This window comes from Streptomyces sp. NPDC050509, assembly GCF_044457965.1.
Lineage (GTDB): Bacteria > Actinomycetota > Actinomycetes > Streptomycetales > Streptomycetaceae > Streptomyces.
Genome location: NZ_JBITHL010000002.1, coordinates 169,187 through 188,804, shown reverse-complemented (window position 1 = coordinate 188,804; position 19,618 = coordinate 169,187). Strand labels below are relative to the sequence as shown.

Annotated in this window: 14 protein-coding genes; 5 read left to right on the top strand and 9 right to left on the bottom strand. The window is 71.4% G+C overall.

Features of this window, described 5'->3' with window-relative positions:
- Positions 1-50: 50 nt before the first annotated feature.
- The 5 genes from ACIBJC_RS06115 to ACIBJC_RS06095 all read right to left on the bottom strand — a co-directional run bounded on the left by ACIBJC_RS06115 (position 51) and on the right by ACIBJC_RS06095 (position 7,137).
- Positions 51-2,600 carry a CBM35 domain-containing protein gene (locus ACIBJC_RS06115; RefSeq protein ID WP_399289784.1) on the bottom strand — a complete coding sequence of 850 codons (2,550 nt, stop codon included), beginning with the start codon at positions 2,598-2,600 and terminating at the stop codon, positions 51-53.
- A 36-nt stretch (positions 2,601-2,636) separates the two neighbouring features.
- Positions 2,637-3,515, bottom strand: a complete 879-nt coding sequence (locus ACIBJC_RS06110) for a carbohydrate ABC transporter permease (RefSeq protein WP_399288599.1) — start codon at positions 3,513-3,515, stop codon at positions 2,637-2,639.
- Complete coding sequence (locus ACIBJC_RS06105) at positions 3,512-4,438, bottom strand: carbohydrate ABC transporter permease (protein WP_399288596.1); 927 nt, start codon at positions 4,436-4,438, stop codon at positions 3,512-3,514. Before ACIBJC_RS06105 ends, ACIBJC_RS06110 begins: the two co-directional genes overlap by 4 nt.
- 97 nt (positions 4,439-4,535) lie before the next feature.
- Positions 4,536-5,867 (bottom strand): ABC transporter substrate-binding protein, encoded by a 1,332-nt coding sequence (locus tag ACIBJC_RS06100; RefSeq protein WP_399288593.1) that lies wholly within the window; start codon positions 5,865-5,867, stop codon positions 4,536-4,538.
- Between the two features lie 196 nt (positions 5,868-6,063).
- Positions 6,064-7,137, bottom strand: coding sequence for a LacI family DNA-binding transcriptional regulator (locus ACIBJC_RS06095; RefSeq protein WP_399288591.1), 1,074 nt, complete (start codon positions 7,135-7,137; stop codon positions 6,064-6,066).
- 103 nt (positions 7,138-7,240) lie between these two features.
- Here ACIBJC_RS06095 and ACIBJC_RS06090 point away from each other — a divergent pair, with 103 nt between their 5' ends.
- On the top strand, positions 7,241-9,409 hold the full coding sequence (locus ACIBJC_RS06090) for a glycoside hydrolase family 36 protein (RefSeq protein WP_399288589.1): 2,169 nt from the start codon (positions 7,241-7,243) through the stop codon (positions 9,407-9,409).
- A 198-nt stretch (positions 9,410-9,607) separates the two neighbouring features.
- Positions 9,608-12,103 (top strand): family 43 glycosylhydrolase, encoded by a 2,496-nt coding sequence (locus tag ACIBJC_RS06085; RefSeq protein WP_399288586.1) that lies wholly within the window; start codon positions 9,608-9,610, stop codon positions 12,101-12,103.
- A gap of 162 nt (positions 12,104-12,265) precedes the next feature.
- Here ACIBJC_RS06085 and ACIBJC_RS06080 read toward each other — a convergent pair whose 3' ends face one another.
- The 4 genes from ACIBJC_RS06080 to ACIBJC_RS06065 all read right to left on the bottom strand — a co-directional run bounded on the left by ACIBJC_RS06080 (position 12,266) and on the right by ACIBJC_RS06065 (position 15,883).
- Positions 12,266-13,159 carry a serine protease gene (locus ACIBJC_RS06080; protein WP_399288584.1) on the bottom strand — a complete coding sequence of 298 codons (894 nt, stop codon included), beginning with the start codon at positions 13,157-13,159 and terminating at the stop codon, positions 12,266-12,268.
- Between the two features lie 189 nt (positions 13,160-13,348).
- The gene (locus ACIBJC_RS06075; protein WP_399288581.1) at positions 13,349-13,606 is read right to left on the bottom strand and encodes a hypothetical protein; all 258 of its coding nucleotides are present in this window, start codon (positions 13,604-13,606) and stop codon (positions 13,349-13,351) included.
- A gap of 73 nt (positions 13,607-13,679) precedes the next feature.
- Positions 13,680-14,336 (bottom strand): histidine phosphatase family protein, encoded by a 657-nt coding sequence (locus tag ACIBJC_RS06070; RefSeq protein ID WP_399288578.1) that lies wholly within the window; start codon positions 14,334-14,336, stop codon positions 13,680-13,682.
- The gene (locus tag ACIBJC_RS06065) at positions 14,333-15,883 is read right to left on the bottom strand and encodes an FGGY-family carbohydrate kinase (protein WP_399288576.1); all 1,551 of its coding nucleotides are present in this window, start codon (positions 15,881-15,883) and stop codon (positions 14,333-14,335) included. Before ACIBJC_RS06065 ends, ACIBJC_RS06070 begins: the two co-directional genes overlap by 4 nt.
- 319 nt (positions 15,884-16,202) lie before the next feature.
- Between ACIBJC_RS06065 and ACIBJC_RS06060 the strand changes: the two genes are divergently transcribed.
- The 3 genes from ACIBJC_RS06060 (at position 16,203) to ACIBJC_RS06050 (ending at position 19,601) form a co-directional block, all read left to right on the top strand.
- Positions 16,203-16,997 (top strand): DeoR/GlpR family DNA-binding transcription regulator, encoded by a 795-nt coding sequence (locus ACIBJC_RS06060; RefSeq protein WP_399288573.1) that lies wholly within the window; start codon positions 16,203-16,205, stop codon positions 16,995-16,997.
- A 79-nt stretch (positions 16,998-17,076) separates the two neighbouring features.
- Positions 17,077-18,093, top strand: a complete 1,017-nt coding sequence (locus tag ACIBJC_RS06055; RefSeq protein WP_399288571.1) for a 2-hydroxyacid dehydrogenase — start codon at positions 17,077-17,079, stop codon at positions 18,091-18,093.
- A gap of 56 nt (positions 18,094-18,149) precedes the next feature.
- A complete protein-coding gene (locus ACIBJC_RS06050) occupies positions 18,150-19,601 on the top strand; it encodes an FGGY family carbohydrate kinase (RefSeq protein ID WP_399288568.1) in 1,452 nt (483 codons plus the stop codon).
- Positions 19,602-19,618: the final 17 nt, after the last annotated feature.

Here is a 19,618-nt window from a genome sequence, read left to right as displayed (position 1 = left end):
GAGGGCCGGTCCTCGGTCGTGGTGCGCGTGTGGTGCGCACCTGTGGTGGATCAGCCCCGGACGGGGGCGAGTTCGATCCTGTCGATGTTCGGCGCCCACGCGGACGCGTTGCCGATCGTGAGGGTGTTGGCGCCCTGCTTCAGGGTGACCGGGACCCCGATGGTCCAGAAGTCGTCCCAGCTCCAGGTGTTCTTGAAGGTCACCTTCCTGCTCACACCGCCGACGGTGATGTCCGCGGTGCGGGACATGATGTCGGTGTTGTAGGCGTGGCCGTTGTCGCGGCGGTCGTTGTGGCTGTAGGAGAGCACCAGGACGTACTGTCCCGCACGCGGCGCGGTGACGCTGAATCCGGCGGTGCTGGCGGCGCTGTTGCCGAGCCAGCCGATGTACGTACCCGCGGACGCGCCCGCGTTGTCCACGAGCCGGGCGCCGCCCGCCAGCGTGGCCTGCGCGCCCTCGTAGGTGACGGAGCCGGCCGAGGTGCCCGCGCCCGCCACGTCGAGGGAGCGCAGCGACGCCGGGCCCGAGGCGGTGACGCGGTTGTTGCCCGCGACGAGGTACAGCTTCAGCGCCCGGTTCGGGGCGGCGGTGACGTTCTCGCCGTGCAGGGAGAGCTGTACGGGCGCGGAGGCGCGTGAGGTCACGGTGTAGTAGCCGTCGCGCGGCGCGTACACGTCGAGCACGGCCCTGCCCCCGGATCCCAGGACGAGCGCGCCCGTACCGGTGCCGGTCGCGTCACGGTAGTCGTACGACACACTGCCGGAGATGTCGGCGAACGTGGCCTCGTACGAGGCCGCCGGCGTGGTGTGCGCCGTCAGGTCGATCCGGTCCAGGGTGACCTCGCCGGCGCCCTTGGCCAGGGTGACGGTGTGCCGGCCGGCGGTCAGCTCGACCGTCACGTCCTGCTTCCCCCGGTAGAGCCAGTTCTGGGTGGAGGGATAGCCGACCGTACGGGCCGCCCCGCCGTCGACGGATAGCGTCTGGGTGGCCGGGGCGCCGGACTGGTTGCCGTACAGGACCGACAGGTCGTACGTGCCACCGGCCGGGACGTCGACGGTGAAGTCGACCTTGCTGGTGGCGGTGTTGAGCGCGCCGACGTCCTTGGTGCCGGAGGCCGCGTACCCGTTGGCGTTGGCGACGGTGCCCTGGGTGTAGACCTGGCCACCGGTGATCCTGGCGCTCTCCGCCTCGTACGACGCGGACCACGGTACGGCGGCCGTGGCGGGCGTGCCGGAGCCCGCCGGGGTGAGCAGGATCCGGTAGGCGGACATCTGGTCCAGGCCGGTGAGCGGTACGGTCACGGTGCCGTCGGCGGCCACGTTCAGCTTCGTACGGGAGAGCACGCGCGGGGTGGCGTGCTGCCCTTCGTAACCGGACCAGGCGGCCTCGGCGACGGTCGCGGTGACGGAGGTGCCGAAGACCTTCGGGTCGACGTTGCGCACGGCCACGTCCGCGTCGCCGGCGGAGCCGCCGAGCAGGACCTGGGCCTGCCTGCGCGCGGTGTCGAGCGAGGCCAGGCCCTGGAGTGTGTCCACGGTGTTGGCCGACGGCGGGGCCACCTTGACGGTCTGCCCGGTCATCCCCGCGTACCAGCGGAAGAACCACCAGCCGCCGTTGGGGATGTTGGTGTGGACGACATTGCCGCTGAGATTGCCCGCGGCGTCCCAGTACGCCTGGTTCGCGAAGACCTTGTTCCGCTCGAACATCGATACCCACTGGACCAGTTGGCCCGGCACGGAGAGGTCGCGGCGGTTGGCGTACTCGTCGATGTTGACGGGCAGCGGGCCGATACCGAGGCTCTTCTCGATGGAACGGTAGTTGTCGTGGTGGGCCTGGAAGTCCCGCAGGGAGGACGGTCCGAGTTCGTGCCAGGTGGTGACGTCCGGCAGGACGTTCTCCCTCTTCGCGAAGGTGAGGAAGTCCGTCAACAGCCGTGTGTGGTACGAGGATTCGTTGGGGCCGGCGATCCGGGCGTCCGGGTCGATCGCGCGGATGCGCTGGTACACCGTCTTCCAGTCCTTGAGGAAGCGGTCGCGGTTGGCCTGGTACGTGGCCTGGTCGGCGACGCCCAGGTTGTACCAGATCTGGTCGGGCTCGTTGAACGGCACATAGACGAAGCGCTCGCTGTTCGGCGCGGCGGCGATGTCCGCGGTGATCCTGTCGACCTTGGTGAGGTAGTCGTCGATGCCGAGGTCCTCGTAGGGCCACTTGGCGTACATGTCCTGCATCAGCACGAGAACGTCCGTGCCGCCGTTGCGGAAGAACGACTTCGAGACCGATATCGCGTCGCCGTTGGGGTGCTGCGCGCCGCCTTCCGGCTTCTGCGAGACGCTGGTGATCTTCAGCGGTGCCAGGGCGGCGTCGCTCGGCACCCCGTCGTCGCCGAGCCCGTAGAGCGCGCCGTTCGCGCCGAGCATGACCTTGCCCTCGGGGGCGGCGAGGTCGACGGTGAGGCGCTGGGCCGCCACCGTTCCGGTCGGTTCGGCCGCCTGGGCGGCGGGAAGGAATCCTGCGGTCAACGCTGCTCCCAGCAAGGTGGCTCCGACTGCGGTGGACGCTCGGTGTCTGGTCCTGCCCGACGTACGGGACCTACGGAACATGCGGGTCGTACTCACTGAACCTCCGGTTGATCGGTGTTACTTGACGGCTCCACTGGTGATTCCGGACACGATCCTCCGCTGGGCCACCAGGAAGATGGCGACCATGGGCAGGCTCATCACCACCACGTAGGCGAAGACGAGATGCCAGTTGTTGAGGTAGAGCTGTGCTCCGGCGACCTGGTACAGGTTGATGGGCAGGGTCGCCGCGTCCGAGCCTCCGAGAACGAAGAAGGCGTAGAAGATGTCGCTCCAGGCGTAGAGCATCACCATGATCGTCGCCGTGGCGATGACCGGCCGCAGCAGCGGCAGGATGAGGCTCAGGAAGATCCGCAGCGGTTTCGCGCCGTCGATCCGGGCCGCTTCCTCCAGCTCGTAGGGGATGGTGCGCACGAACCCGGTCATGAAGAAGATCGAGGTGGACAGGTACATCCCGGTGTAGACGGCGATCATGCCGGGGCGGGTGCCGGCGAGTCCGAGCTGCCGCAGCTCCATCACGATGGTGATCACGGCGGGCGGCAGCAGCAGTCCGCTGATGGTCAGCGCGTACGCCGCCGAGACGAGCCGGGACGAGCGGCGCGCGAAGACCCAGGCCGCGCCCGCGCCGAGGATCAGCACCAGCGCCACCGAAGGCACCACCACCAGAAGGGAGTTGACGAACCCGCGGAGCATCTCGCCCTGGCTGACGGCGTCGGCGTAGTTGTCGGCGGGCTGCCAGTGCCGCGGCGGATCGAGGTTGGGGCGGACCGCCTCGCCCTGCGGCTTGGCCGAGGTGACGAGGACCAGCCACAGGGGTACGCCGACGGCGACGGCGGCGAGCAGCACCACCAGGACGGGGCGGCCGAGGCGCCAGGCGCGGGACTCCCGCCCGTGCACCGGTGCGCGGCCGGCCGTACGGAGGGCATGAGCGGTGGTCACAGCATCTGCTCCCTTCGGCGCAGCCCGATGACGAGGGGGATCGCGATGGCGACGACGATCAGGAAGAGGACGAGGCTCATCGCGGAGGCCTGGGCGTACAGGCCCTGTCCGAAGACGCGGAACATGTAGATGTTGAAGACCTCGGTGGAGGCGGCCGGGCCGCCGCCGGTGGTGGCCTGGACGATGTCGAAGGTGTTCATCGAGCCGATCAGCGCGGTCGTCACATTGAAGGTGAGGGCGGGCGCGAGCATCGGCCAGCGCACGGAGCGGAAGGTGCGCCAGGGCCCGGCCCCGTCGACCTTCGCGGCCTCCAGCATGTCGCCGGGGATGCCCTTGAGTCCGGCGAGATAGATCAGCATGGACAGGCCCATCCACTTCCAGCCGTGGATGACGGAGACCAGGGCGAGGGTCCAGGTGGTGGAGCCGAGCCAGGGGATGTCCGTACCGAGTACGGAGTTGAGCGCGCCGTCCTGGTCGAGCAGGGCCTGGAAGACATAGCCGACGGCGAGCGCGGAGATCAGCACGGGCAGGAAGAACACGGCGCGGAAGAAGCGGTTGAAGCGGGAGTCCCGTTCCAGGAGCAGGGCCAGGCCGAGCCCGAAGCCGTTCTGGAAGAGGGCGGCCAGGGCCGCGTAGACGAGGGTGGTCCTGATGGCTCTGAGCAGTGAGCCGTCGTCGGCGATGGTGGCGAAGTTGTCGAGCCCGGTGAAGGCGATGTCGGGGTGGTACGAGGACCAATTGGTGAACGGGTAGTAGAAGTTGAGCAGGTTCGGCACCAGAAAGAAGGCGACGAAGAGCACGACCGCCGGCAGCGCGAACCACCAGGGGTGGTGGACGGCCGCGCGGGGCAGCCGTCCCACCGGTTTCCTCTCCCCGCGGGCGGACGGCGCCGCCTTGCGTGAGCGTATGGCTGTCTGCGCCACGGCTGGCATCCCTCGTTCCGAAGTGTTCGGTCCTGACGTGCTCGGTCCTGATGTTCGGTCCTGACGTGTTCGGTGATGGAGCAGAGTTGATGACCCGTCAGAAGCCGGGTGTCGCCTGCGCCTTGGCCACCTGGGCGAACTGGTCCTGGATGGCCTGGGCCACCTGCCGCGGGGTCTTCTTGCCGTAGATCATGTCGGCGAGGTAGAGGTGGGTGTCCGGGGCGACGATGGCCTTGGCCTGGAACACACCGTTCGCCGTCGGCAGCGCCTTGAGCTGGGCGAGGGAGGTCTCGGGCAGGCCGTCGGGGCTGTCAACGGCGGGCTGGACGGACGGGATCTTCATCGCCTTGATGTAGTCCGCGTAGTCCGTGTCGAGCCAGAAGGCGAGGAACTGGCGGGCGGCGTTCTGCCGCTTCTCGTCGCCGGTCCGGAAGGCGACGACCCCGTTGGTCTGGTCGGGCGAGTACAGGCCGGTGGCGTCCGAGTTCGAGACCGGGAACCAGCCGATCCTGCGGTCCATCTCCGCGGTGCTGTGCTTCGCCTGCAACTGCGTCTGGAAGGAGGTGACGTTGAGGACCATGCCCGCGTCGCCGTTCCAGAGCGCGTCGGCGGAGCCGGTGAAGGTGCCGGTACGGTAGTTCTTCTGCGCGAGGCCGGCGCCCAGCAGTTGGTCCTTGTACGTGGTGACGGCCTGGACGACGACCGGGTCGGTCCACTTCTTCTTGTTCGTGTTGAGCCCGTCCCACCACTGCCGGTCGAGGTCGGTGAGCTGTACCTGCATCTGCCACTGCAGGGGCCACTTGTCGCCGCCGGACTCGTAGAACGCGGCGGCGTCGGTCCGGTCCTTGACCGTGTGGCCGAGCTTCAGCAACTCCTCGTAGCTCCGGGGGAACCGGTCCTCGGTGATGCCGGCCTTCCGGAAGACGTCCTTGTTGTAGTAGACGCCGAGCATGGCGGGGCTGGTGACGATCGCGGCGTACCGCTTGCCGTCGATGACACCGAGGGACTTCTCGGTGTCGCCGAGCTTGTCGACCCACGGCTCCTTGTCGAGCGTGAGGAGGTTCTGCCGGGGCTGGACGAACGGCAGTGTGGAGATGGACGGCTGCCAGAACATCAGGTCCGGCTTGTCGCCGGAGGCGAGCTTGGTCGGTACATTCTGCTCGTACAGGTCGGGGATGGCCTGGGTGTCGACCGTGGCGCCGGTGGCCTTCTCGAAGGCGTCGATGACCTGCCGGGGCGCGTTGACGGTGTTCTGCGCCGTCCACATCGTCAGTTTCACGCCGTCGAGCCTGGCCGTCGGGTCGACCCGGGCGCCGGAGCCGGAGTCCGCGCCACCGCTGCCGCCGTCGCCGGCCGTGGGGTCGCTGCACGCGGTGGCGGTGAGGGCGGTCACGCATATCAGGACGAGGGCTGGGAGAACTCTCTTCATCGGGGGCTCTGCCTCACTGCGTAGGGGGACTTGGGGAGGGCGGCGCTCTGGCGGCGGGTTCCGGCGTTCGGTGGGTTCCGTGTGGCGTGGGTTCCGTGTGGCGTGGGTTCCGGCGTGGGATGGGTTCCGGCGTTCGGTGGGTTCCGGCGTGGGACGGGTTCCTGCGTGGCGGTGATGCCCTGTCTCCCGGCCGGTGTCATGGCTCCCGGGTGGCGGCGGCCGGTGGCGGGCCCGAGCTCTCCCGCACCACCAGCTCCGGTACGGAGAGCGGGCGCGGCGCCACCGGCGCCGACTGCTCGACGACCCCGTGCAGCAGCCCGAAGGCGGCGCGCCCCAGGCCGGTGAAGTCCAGTCGTACGGAGGTGAGCGACGGGGTGAGGTATGCGGAGCCCGGCGCGTCGTCGAAGCCGGCCACGCTCACCTCGCCGGGGACCGCCCGGCCCGCCTCGTGCAGCGCCCGGAGCACCCCGAGGGCGAGATCGTCGTTGCCGCAGAGGATCGCGGTGACGGCCGGGTCCGCGGCCAGCTTCCGCCCCGCCGCGTACCCGCCGGCCGGATCCCAGCCGCCCTGGATCCGGCGCGGCTCGGGCGCCCCCGCCTCGCGCAGCGCGGCCCGCCACCCCGCCGTCCGGGGCGCGGTGCGCCGGGTGCTGGAGGGGATCGCCACGTAGTGCACGGTCTCGTGGCCGAGCGAAAGCAGATGGCCGGTGGCCTCGTGAGCCGCTCTCCGGTCGTCGGTCCACACCCAGGGCAGCTCGTCGCCGGGTGGGCTCGCGGGCGTCTCGACCACGCCGACGACCGGCAGTCCGGCGGGGACGGCGCTCAGCGCCGCCACCCCGGCCGGGTCGTACGCGATCACGATCAGCCCGCCGCCGGTGTCGGCGGCGCGCTGGACGTCGGCCCGTACGGCGCTCTCGTCGGCCGACTCCAGCACCCCGATCCCCATGGCGTAGGAGGCGCCGCGCGCCGCCTCCTCGATGCCCTGGAGGATCGCCGCGTAGCCGTGGTGCGTGGTGTTCGCGGTGAGTACGGTGACGGACCGGGACCGGCCGCTGGCCAGTGCGAGCGCGGTGGCGCTGCGCCGGAATCCCAGCTCCTCGATGGTGGCGAGGACCCGTTCGCGGGTGGACTGCTTGACGCTCGGATGGCCGTTGATCACACGGGAGACGGTCTGGTACGAGACGTCGGCGGCGGCGGCGACATCCCGGATGCTCGGGCCCGCCTTCGCGCCCGCCTTGGCCGACTTCCTTGTGTGACCGGTCACATTCATGCCAGGATTGTGACCGGTCACACAGGGCGCGTCAAGAGACCGTAACGAAGGATTCACGCGCCGGACGCACACCGCCGACTCCGGCGGATCGGGAGGGGACACGTTGACCGGTCAGCCAGCGAACAGCACGCGGGAGAGGTTCACTTGGGGGCATGCGGCGCTCCGGGCGGAGTTCGCCACCACCGCCGACGGCACGCTGCGGATGACCGGACTGTCCCGCCCGGGCGAGAGCGCCGGCGCCCCGTCGGACGCCGCCGGGGACACCCTCCCGGACGCCTCGGCGCCGCTGCCGCTCGTCGAGGTGTCGGCGCTCGGCCACGGCAGCGGCTGGTCGGGGCAGCGCTTCCTGGACGGTGCGCTCGGCTCGCGGCTGCGGCACCGCGCGCACCGCTCCGTACGCGAGGGCGACTGGCACCGGCTCACGCTCGAACTGCACGATCCGCTCAGCGGGTTGACCGCCGAGGTGCGGCTCTCCTCGCCCGACGGGGTGGCCGTGCTCCGCGGTGAGGTGCGGCTCGTCAACGAGGGGGTGGAGCCGCTCGTCGTGCAGTCCGTCAGCAGCCTGCTCCTGGGCGGACTGCCCTCCCCCGACGTGCTCGACGTGCACCGGGCGCGCAACGACTGGCTGGCGGAGTGCCGTTGGTACCGCGCTCCGCTGCGCGAGAGCGTCGCCGGGCTCAACCACGAGGCCCATGAGCACGACAGCCGGGCCGCGCTCGCCCTCGCGGGGCGCGGAAGCTGGCCCAGCGACGGCCATCTGCCGATGGGCGGGCTGACCGACCGCACCACAGGGCGCTCGCTGCTCTGGCAGATCGAGTCGGCCGCGGGGTGGCGCTGGGACACCGGCGAGCGGGCCGGTACGGCGTATCTGGCACTGAACGGGCCCACCGACGCCGAGCATCAGTGGCGTGAACGGCTGGACCCCGGAACGGAGTTCACCACGGTCCCCGCGGCGATCGCGCTGGGCTCGGACTTCGACGACGCGCTCGGCCACCTCACCGCGTACCGCCGCGCCGTCCGCCGCCCGCACCCGGACCACACCGCGCTGCCGGTGGTCTTCAACGACTACATGAACACCCTGATGGGCGACCCGACGACCGAGCGCCTGCTGCCGCTCGTCGACGCCGCGGCCGAGGCGGGCGCGGAGTACTTCTGCATCGACTCCGGCTGGTACGACGACCACGCGAAGGGCTGGTGGGACAGCGTCGGCGAGTGGCAGCCCTCGGAGCGCCGCTTCCCGGACGGCGGCATCCAGGCGGTGCTGGAGCACATCCGCTCGCGCGGCATGGTCCCGGGGCTCTGGCTGGAGCCCGAGGTGGTGGGGGTGCGCAGCCCGGTCGCCAAGGCCCTGCCGCCCGAGGCGTTCTTCCGGCGGGACGGTGTCCGGATCATCGAACACGGCCGTCACCAGCTCGACCTGCGCCATCCGGCGGCCCGCGCGCATCTCGACGCGACGATCGACCGGATCGCCGGCGACTGGGGGGTCGGGTATCTCAAGCTCGACTACAACATCAGTGTGGCGCCGGGCACCCAGGGCGACGGGGACACCTCGCCCGGCGGCGGCCTGCTCGGCCACTCCCGTGCCTATCTGGAGTGGCTGAACGCGGCGCTGGACCGCCATCCCGGTCTGGTCGTCGAGAACTGCGCGTCCGGCGGTATGCGGATGGACGGCGCGTCCCTGGCCGTCAGCCAGCTCCAGTCCACCAGTGACCAGCAGGATCCCGTGTACTACCCCCCGATCGCGGCCTCGGCGCCCACGGCCGTACCGCCGGAGCAGGGCGCTGTGTGGGCCTATCCGCAGCCGGGGTTCACCCCGGAGGAGATCTCCTTCACGCTGGGGAGCGCGCTGTTGGGCCGGATCCATCTCTCCGGACACCTGGACCACATGACGCCGCCCCAACTCGCCCTGGTCCAGCAGGCGGTGGCCACGTACAAGTCCCTGCGGGGCGATCTGCCCACCGCCGTGCCCTTCTGGCCGCTGGGGCTGCCGGGGTGGACCGACGCCTGGATCGCGCTGGGGCTGCGTCCCGGCGGCGGCTCCCCGGACCCGTCCGGCGGTACGACCTACCTGTCGCTCTGGCGCAGGGACGCGGGGGCCACGCGCACCCTGTCCGTACCGCATCTCGCGGGCGTCGAGGCGCGCGTGGAGATCCTGCACCCCCAGGCCTCGTCCGGCAGGGCGCGCTGGCGGGCGGAGCGCGCGGAGCTGACCGTCGAGCTGCCGGCCGCACCGGCCTGTCTGCTCCTCGCGCTCACCCCGACGCACGCGTGACGACGGGCGAGACGGCCCCCGGCGCGGAGTGAGGCCCGCGCGACACCGCACGCCGCCGGCCGCACCGGAGGAATTCCGGTGCGGCCGATCCGTGCACAACCATTGACGCTGTGTCGCACAAGTGGCAACACTTCGGGACGGCCGTTCCAACAGGAACGCGCAATACCTCACATAGCATCCCGCCCGGGGAGGACCTCCATGCGCCCCCGCACCGCACGCAGAGGCTTCGTTCCACTCTTCGCCCTGCTGCTCGGACTGCTCGCCGTCCCCGGAGGTCCCGCGCACGCGGAGACCCCGGGCGACAGCGACAAGGCCGCCACCAGGCTCGCCGCCAGGCAGCTCACCGTGGACGGTCTGGACGACGTACGCGGCCATCTCACCCTGCCGGAGACCGGCACCGGCTCCACCTCCGTGCGCTGGAAGTCCGACAAGCCGTCGGTGATCGACGCGACCGGCCTGGTCCACCGCCCCCGGCACGGCTCCGGCGCGCGGTCCGTACGGCTCACCGCGACCGTCACCCGCGGCAAGGCCCGCACCACCCGCGCGTTCCCCGCCACCGTCCGCGAACTGCCGGCCAAGCAGAAGTACACGGGCTACGCCTTCAGTTACTTCACCGGCGAGGGCACCGCGAACGGCGAGCAGATCCGTACGGCGCTCAGCCGGGGCAACGACCCGCTGCACTGGCGGGAGTTGAACGGCGGCAAGCCGGTCCTCTCCTCGGACCTCGGTACGAAGGGGCTGCGCGACCCGTTCGTCATCCGCTCCCCCGAGGGCGACAAGTTCTACCAGATCGCCACCGACCTCCGGATGTACGGCAACGGCGACTGGGACCAGGTGCAGCGCACCGGCAGCAGGTCCATCATGGTGTGGGAGTCCACCGACCTGGTGAACTGGACCGACCAGCGGCTGGTGAAGGTCGCCCCGGACACCGCGGGCAACACCTGGGCCCCCGAGGCGTACTACGACGACGAGCTGGACGCGTACGTCGTCTTCTGGGCCTCGAAGATCTACGCGGCCGACGACCCGCAGCACACCGGCTCGACGTACAACAAGATGATGTACGCGACCACGCGCGACTTCCGTACCTTCAGCGAGGCGAAGGTGTGGAACGACCCGGGCTACTCGGTCATCGACTCGACCGTGATCCGGCACGACGGCAGCTACTACCGGTTCACGAAGGACGAGCGGGACGGCTCCTCGTCCACCCCGTGCGCCAAGTTCATCACCGCCGAGAAGTCCGACGACCTGCGCTCCCCCTCGTACGACTTCGTCGCCGACTGCATCGGCCGGGGTTCGATCTCCCGGGGCGAGGGGCCGACGGTCTTCAAGTCCAACACCGAGGAGAAGTGGTACCTGTTCATCGACGAGTTCGGGGACCGCGGCTACATCCCCTTCGAGACCACCGACCTCGACTCCGGCAGGTGGACCATGTCGGAGAACTACGAACTCCCGGCGAGCCCGCGCCACGGCACCGTCCTGCCGGTGACCCAGGCGGAGTACGACCGGCTGCTCGGCGCGTACGTCCCCAAGGCATCGGTCGCGGACGCGACGAGCCCCGGCCTCAAGGCGTACGCCCTGGTCGACGACGCGACGGCGAAGGTCACCCTGCCGATGGAGCCGGGAAGCCAACTCGCGCGGCTGGCGCCCCGGTTCGGGCTCGCCGAGGGCGCGCGGATTAGCCCGCCCTCGGGAACCCGGCGGGACTTCCGCACCCCGCAGACGTACACCGTCACCGCCGCGGACGGCACCCGCAGGACCTGGACCGTCACCGCGCTGCACATGCGCAGTCCGCTGCTTCCTGGGCTCAACGCGGACCCCGACATCCAGTATTTCGACGGGCGTTACTACATCTATCCGACGACGGACGGCTTCGCGGGGTGGAGCGGCACCCGGTTCACGGCGTACTCGTCGACCGATCTCGTCAACTGGCGGGACCACGGGGTGATTCTCGATCTCGGGCCCGATGTGAGCTGGGCGGACGGCAACGCGTGGGCGCCCGCGGCGGCCGAACGTGACGGCAAGTACTACTTCTACTTCTGCGCCGAGCAGCAGATCGGGGTGGCCGTGGCGGACAGCCCGGCCGGCCCGTTCAAGGACGCGCTCGGCAAGCCGCTGGTGGCGAAGGGGCAGCTCGGTGGACAGATGATCGATCCGTCGGTGTTCACCGACGACGACGGGCAGTCGTATCTCTACTGGGGCAACGGCGACGCGTACGTCGTCCCGCTCCACGACGACATGGTGTCGTACGACCCCGCGCAGATCCGCCGGATCACCCCGAGCGGATTCCGGGAGGGCACCTTCGTCGTCAAGCGGCAGGGCACGTACTACCTGATGTGGTCGGAGGACGACACCCGCAGCGAGAACTACCAGGTCGCGTACGCCACCGGGCCCTCGCCGCTCGGCCCCTGGACCAAGCGTGACGTGATCCTCTCCAAGCGCCCCGACCTGGGCATCAAGGCCACGGGACACCACTCGGTGGTACGGGTCCCCGGCACGGACGACTGGTACATCGCGTACCACCGCTTCGCGGTCCCGGGCCCCGGCAAGCCGCGCGGCGACGGGATGCACCGGGAGACCACCCTGGACCGGATGACGTTCGCGGCCGACGGGACGATCGACAGGGTGATCCCGACCCTGGAGTCGGTCGGCCCCCTCAAGAAGCGTACGGAGAAGGCGAGTTCCGCGCGGCGGTAGCTCGGCGCCCGGCAAGGAACGGCTGCCGTCCGGAGCGGGTCCGGACGGCAGCCGTCGCGCGTTCGGGGTGTTACGGCCGACAGCCGTCGCGCGTTCGGGGTGGTACGGCCGGTGTTACCAGCGGCGTTACGGCCGGTGCTACTACCGGTGTTCCGGGCGCCGTTACGGCTTGGGCAGGGTGCAGCCCGCGGCGCTCAGGTCGATCCTGCTGCCGGTGGAGACGCAGGCGACGATCCCGTAGGTCTCCTGTGCGTAGTTGATGCCCTGGCGCACCGTGACGGTGCCGTTCGCATCGACCTCGCAGGGGTTGTTGAGCGTGCAGCGCGCGCCGTCCTCATTGCCCGTGTTGTTGACGGCGACGACCTTTCCGGTGGCGTTGTCGATCACGGGCGAGCCCGAGGTGCCGCCGATGGTATTGCAGGCGGAGGTGTAGCGGACCGAGTCCTTCCAGGTCCAGCTCCCCTCCTTCAGCAGATAGGCGAAGCCGTCGACGGCGCAACTGTAGATGCGCTTCCAGTAGCCGGAGACGACCTTGATCGCGGTGCCCTGCACGGGGCGCGCGGCGTTGAGTTCCAGCGCCGTGATGCCGTACGTGCTCTGGATCTGGGCGTAGGTGCTGGTGAGCTGGTACAGCGAGACGTCCGTGTCGGTCATCGTGGCGTACGCGATCTTGCTGGCCCGCAGAGTCCCCACGCCGGTGCCGGCCGAGTTGAGCAGGGTGAAGGTCCGGGTGGACGCCCGGTCGACGATGACCTGTCCGGCGGCCGGGAAGCCGGTCTCCAGGCAGTGCCCGTTGGACAGGACGAGCGCGGGGTCGGTCGGCTGCGACTGGGGTGTACGGACGACGGAGCCGGAGCAGTTGCTGAGCGCGACCGTTCCCGCGAAGTCGACCGCCGCGAGCTGGGTTCGAGGTGCCGGATCGGCGACGCGTATCGCCGCGTCGGCCCGTACAGCCTTCGTGGGCGCGCCCGCGTCATGGCTTGTGGCCATCGCGGGTGCCGCGCCTGCCCCGAGGAGCAGGACGGCGAGAAGCGCGCCGAGGAGAGGCTTTCTCATGTGGTGTCCCCTCTGTGACCGAAGTTCCTTCGGTGTTTTGTCATGGGCATTGTTGACGTCGGGACGCCAACGGGCAACCACGCCTGGGGAGTTCGGCATACAAAGGGGTTCGGAGCACTTGGGCGGCAGAACGCGGGGCGGGGCGGCGCCTGTCGGCACCGCCCCGCCCCAAGTAACTCGCTCGTCGGGTCAGTTGATCAGTTCATTGCCTGCCTGGACCGCGTCCGTTCCGGCCTGGACGGCCTTCTTCACGGCGCCGACCTTCTTGCCCACCTTGTTGCCGGTGACGCCCTCGACGACGGGCTTGGCCTCCTGGCCGAGGGCGACGGCGGTCTTCGCCGTGCTGCTCAGCGTGGAGCCGAGGTCGGCGGCCTGGGCGGCGGGGGCGACGGCGGCGAGGAGCGCGGAACCGGCGGCGGCTGCGGTGAGAATCCGTTGCACGTTCATGATCGATACAACGAGCGGAAGCGCCGGAGGGCACGTTCCCGAACCCGATGGGGTGACGCCGGCCGATCCGCGGTCACCACGCGGGCGTCGTGGGCACGTTGTACGACAGGAGCGCGGGCTGCCCCGCCGTCACCCGTACCTCCGTGATCGCACAGTTGCGCAGCCCCGGCAGGACCCTGCGGTACTCGCTCTCCGGGATCCCGAGCAGCCGGCACAGGACCAGCCGGAAGAGGGTGTTGTGCGCGACGACCAGCACACGCCGGCCGGGCCCCGCCTCCGCGAGGCGCAGCAGCGCGGCGGCGCCGCGGCCCGCGGCGGCCTTCGGGTCCTCGCCGCCGGGCAGCGGATGGGCGGCCGGATCGCCGAGGAAGGCGGCCGTCTCCCGGGGGTGCGACGCGTGGAGTTCGGCGATCGTGCGCCCCTCGGCGACCCCGAAGTCGAGCTCGACCAGCTCCGGTTCGACGACGGCTGTCAGACCGGTCGTACGGACGGCCGGTTCGGCGGTGCGCCGGGCTCGGGAGAGCGGGGAGGTGACGATCGCGTCGAGCCGGGCGCCGCCCGCCCATACGCCGAGTTCCCCGGCCTGCTCGACGCCGCGCGGGGTCAGCTCGATGTCGCTGACGCCGGTGTAGCGGTTCTCCGCGTGCCAGACGGTCTCGCCGTGGCGCGCGAGGAAGAGCGTCGTCGGCGCCGGGGACGTCGGCGCGAGAGGGGTCGAGTCGAGGGTCATCCGTGCTCCCGTGCGTAGGCGGCGGTCGGCCCGGGCAGCCAGCCGCGCTGTTCCAGTGCGTCGACCAGCGTGACGAAAGGCTCCTGGAAGCGCGCGCCGACCCGGGGGCGCGGTTCCAGGACCGTACGGACGCGGACCATCGCGCGCAGGTCGGAGAGCGGCGCGTCCGGTCCCGCCCGGCCCGCGTCCGTGGCGGCGCGCCGGACGCCGTGGGCGGCGAGCACCGCCATGCCGAGGGCCGAGTCGGTCTGCGCGGGGACGGTGGCCCTGCGGCCGAGGATGTCCGCGCGGAGCTGGTTCCAGTAGGCGCTGCGGGTGGCGCCGCCCGTGAAGGTGACGGCCCGGTCGACGGGGGCGCCGAGTTGGCCGACGTACGCCAGGCAGAGCCGTTCGACGAGGGCGACGCCCTGGAGCAGCGAGGCGTAGTGGTCGGCGTCGTCGCGGGGCGTGCCCAGCACGAAGGGCTCCGCGTCGGCGGCCAGGAAGGGGAAGCGCTCGCCGTGCGAGACCAGGGGGTACGCGACCGCGCCCGCCGGTTCGCGGTGTGCGGCGAGCCGGTCGAGGTGGGCGAGGTCGGCCCCGGGGAACGCCCGGGTCAGGGCGCCCGCGCCGACGCTGGAGGCACCGCCGGGGAGCCAGTGGCCGTCCGGGGAGAGATGGCTGTAGAGCACCCCGGCGGGGTCGTGGAGCGGGGCGGCGGTGACGCCCTTGAGGACGAGCGTGGTGCCGAGGACGGTGTTCCACTGGCCGATGTCCCAGGCGCCGGAGCCGAGTTGGGCGGCGCAGCCGTCGGTCATGCCCGCGACGACCGGGGTGGACACGGCGAGCCCGGTCGCCTCGGCCGCCTCGGCGCACACCGTGCCGAGCGGGGTGCCGGGGAGTACGGCGGCCGGGAAGTCCAGCTCCGCGAGGCCGAGCCGGTCGTGGACGGCGACGGGCCAGGACCGGGTGGACAGGTCGTAGCCGGTCTTCAGCGCGTGGCTGGTGTCGGTCGGTACGGGGTGTCCGACGAGCCGGGCGGTGACGAAGTCGGCCTGGTGGCAGACGCGGGCACCGCGGAGCGCCGTGCCGGGCTCCGCGCCCGCCCCGGTCAGCCAGAGGAGTTTGGCGAGGGCCCAGCTCGGCTGGATGCGGTGTCCCATCGAGCGCCACACGTCGGCGCCGGCCTCCTGGGCGCGTACGGCCTCGGCGCCGGCGCGCCCGTCGTCGTACATGAGCGCGGGGGTGAGCGGCGCGCCGTCGGGGCCGGTCAGCAGGACCGTACCGGAGGTGCCGCACACGGAGAGGCCCCGCACCCGCGTGGCGGCGACGGTACGGAGTGTTCCGCGCAGCGCGTCGCGGACGCCCGACCACCAGTCGGCCGGGAGCTGTTCGTGGCGGTCCCGCTCGCGGTGGCCGGTGAGGGGGGCGGAGCCGCGGCCGACCACCTGGCCGTCGTCGGTGACGGCGAGCGCGCGCACGCTCTGGGTCCCGAGGTCGATTCCGATCCACACGTCCCCGTGGCGTGGGTCCGTCACAAGCTCCCGCCTTCCCGTCGTTCCCGTCATTCCCGTCGTTGTACAGCGATGCCCGCTGATCTCACGACGCGTGACCCCACGGCGCTTTTCACACCCGCGCCCACGCCTCAGGACTGACGTCCCGACAGCCGACCGCGACCCGGATCTCCCGTGTCCTGCCTGGTGGGGAACGCTCCGCCCGGTCGGCCGACGGGTTGACCCGCCCACCGTCCGTGGTGAACACTGCCGACGGTACATCAACAAACAATGTTATATCCTCAGAGCTTGATGTTACTGCCGCGACCGGCCATGTTGGCCGGGGTCGGCGGCAGAGGCAGTCGCTGAGGTGTCGCTGGAACAGGACCGAGGAATGTCACAGGACAAGAGCCGGCGGGGCCCCCTCCAGCGCCGCCGCGAGATTTCCGACCACGTACTGACCGAGGGTTCGGTGTCGGCGTCGGATCTGGCGGAGCGGTTCGACGTGAGCGTGATGACGATCTACCGCGACATCGACGAGCTGGAACGCGAGGGCGTGCTGCGCAAGTTCCGCGGCGGGGTCACCGTCCAGCCCTCCGGCGTGTTCGAGAGCAATGTGGCGTTCCGCAAGAAGTCCATGCGGCTGGAGAAGGAGGCCATCGCGGCCAGGGCGGCGACGCTGATCGAGCCCGGCATGTCGGTGATGCTGGACGACTCGACCACCGCGCTGGAGCTGGCCCGGCTGCTCCCCCGCTTCGAGCCGCTGACCGTCGTGACCAACTTCCTGGAGGTCCTCAACCTCCTCGCGGACGAACGCGGCCTCCATCTCATGGCGCTGGGCGGCGACTACGACCCGCTGCACGACTCGTTCCTCGGCGTCCCCTGCGTGGAGGCCGTGGAGGCGCTCCGCGTCGACCTGTGCTTCGTCTCCACCTCGTCCGTCTACGGCGACTACGCCTTCCACCAGGAACAGCGCATCGTCGCCGTCAAGCGGGCGATGCTCAAGGCCGCCGGGCGCAGCGTCCTGATGATCGACCACTCGAAACTCGGCCGCACCGCGCTGCACCGGCTGACCCCGCTCACCACCTTCGATCTGATACTGATCGACGACCGGACCCCGCCCGATGTGCTGCGCTCCCTCGACGAGCGCGGTGTCCCCTACGAGATCGCCGAGATCGCCGCCGCCTGACCTGCCGTCAGCCGGAACATGTCGGGTCCAGCCGGATCCGGCCGAGTTCAGCCGAGTCCAGCCGAAGGAGACCGCGCCGATGAGAATCCTCGCCGCGGGCGACCACTTCGTCGCCCCCGACCTGTTCACCCGGGAACTGGAGGCCGAGATCGGCCGCGGTCATACGATCACGGAACTGCTGCTGGACTGGCCGCTGACCCCGTTCGGCCCGGTCGGCGAGGTCGTGGAGGCGTCGGGCGACGCGGAGACCGTCCTGGCCGCGCTGGAGGGGACGCGGATCTGTGTCACCCAGATGGCCCCGGTGACCCGCAAGGTCCTCGAAGGCTCCCCCGAACTGCGGCTGGTGGTGGTCGGCCGGGGCGGGCCCGTCAACGTCAACCTCGACGCGGCGAAGGAGCACGGCGTCCAGGTCTGCAACACACCGGGACGCAACGCCGCCGCCACCGCCGAGTACACGGTGGGCCTGCTCCTCGCCGCGATGCGCCGCATCCCGGAAACGTCCGCCGCGCTCGCCGCGGGCCGCTGGGCCGGCGAGTTCTACACGTACGGCAACTGCGGCCCCGGCCTGGACGGGGCGACGGTCGGGCTGGTCGGCTGCGGCGCGGTCGGCAGCCGGGTGGCGCGCGCCCTGACCGCGTTCGGCGCGCGGGTCCTGCTGTACGACCCGTACGCGGACCAGGACGCGCTGCGCGAGGCGGGCACGCCCGTCGCGGACCTGGACGACCTGCTGCGCCGCTCCGACGTGGTGTCGCTGCACGCGCGGCTGACACCGGAGACCCGGGGTCTGCTCGGCGCCCGCGAGCTCGCGCTGCTCCCCGAGGGCGCCGTCGTGGTCAACTGCGCGCGCGGCGCCCTGCTGGACGAGGAGGCGCTGTGCGACGCGCTGGAGTCGGGGCGGCTCGGCGCGGCGGGCCTCGACGTGTACGCCGTGGAGCCGCCCCCGTCCGCGTCGCGGCTGCGGACCGCTCCCCGGCTGGTCATGACGCCCCATCTGGCGGGCGCGAACACCGCCGTCGCGCACAACGCGGCGCGGATCGCGGCGGCCGAGGTGGGCCGCTTCCTGCGCGGTGAGCCGCTCGCGCACCGCGTCGTCTGACGATCCACGGCCCGCGCGGCACAGCACATCGAATCGAATCGGCAAGAGGAGACACGGTGTTCGTCGGAGTGGACATGGGTACCTCGGTCGCCAAGGCGGTCGCCTTCGCGGAGGACGGGACGCCGCTCGGCGTGGAGTCGGTCCCGATCTCGCTGGGCGGGCGGGGCGACCACGTGGAGCAGGACATCGAGGAGGTGGTACGCGCCGCCGGTACCGTCATCGCCGCGGTGACCGCGGGCCGTACCCCCGCCCTGGTCGCCCTCACCGGCCAGGGCGACGGCCTGTGGCTGGCCGACGACCGGGGCCGGGCCGTACGACCCGCGCTGTCCTGGATGGACGGCCGCGCGGGCGCCCTCGTCGCCGGGTGGATGGCCGACGGTACGGCGCGGGAGATGTACCGGCGTACGGGGAACGTCCTGTTCCCGGGCTCCCCGGGGCCGCTGCTGGCCTGGCTGGACCGGAACGAGCCGCACTCCCTGGACGCGGCCACCACCGCCGCGTGCTGCAAGGACATCCTCCATCTGCGGCTGACGGGCGAACGCTCCACCGATCTCTCCGACGCCTCCGTCCCCTTCCTCGACCCGCGCACCCGCGCCTACTCCCCCGAGGCCCTGGCCGCCCTCGGCGTCGGCCACCGCGCGGGGCTGCTGCCGCCCATCGCGCCGGCCCTGCCGTACGGGGAGGCGCGCGGGAACCTCCCGGGACTGCCCGACGGAACGCCGGTCACCTCGGGCCCGTACGACCTGCCCGCGTGCGCGATCGGCGCGGGGGTGACCGAGCCGGGGGACGGGCTGCTCATCGTCGGTACGACGCTGGCGTGCCAGGTCGTGGTCGAACGGGTCGCGTTCGAGGAGGAGCCGGTGGGTTTCCATCTCGCGCTGGCCAGACCGGACCGCCATATGCGGGCCCTGCCCGCGATGACCGGCACGGTCGCGCTCGACTGGGTGCTCGGTGTCACCGGCACCTCGCACGACCAGCTCTCCGGCCTGCTGGAGGGGACACCGCGCGGCGCCCGGGGGGTGGCCGCGCTCCCCTATCTCTCGCCCTCGGGTGAGCGCGTCCCGTTCGTGGACCACACCGCGCGCGCCGAGTTCACCGGCCTCGATCTGCGGGCCTCCCGCGCCGATCTCGTACGGGGCATGTGCGAGGCGATCGCCTTCGCGGCCCGGCACTGCCTGGAGGCGGCGGGCCTCACCGGTGAACTGGCCGTGTGCGGCGGCGGGACGCGCAGCCTGGCCTGGCTGCGGCTGTTCGCCGATGTGATCGGACGGCCGCTGCGGGTGGCGCGCGGCCCGGAGCCGGGCGCGCGCGGCGCCGTGCTGGCCGCCGTCGCGGCCCGGGGCGAGCGGCTGGGCCGGGAGCTGGACGTCGCCGCGTGGACGGCGCCGGAGGCGGTGGTGGACCCGGATCCGGAAGGCGTGGCGTTCTACGAGGAGGCGTACGTGGACTACCTGTTCCGGGTGGAGAGCGCGCGGGCCCGGTGGCGGGGCCCGGACCGCACCCTGTGAGCCGAACGGCGCCCGGT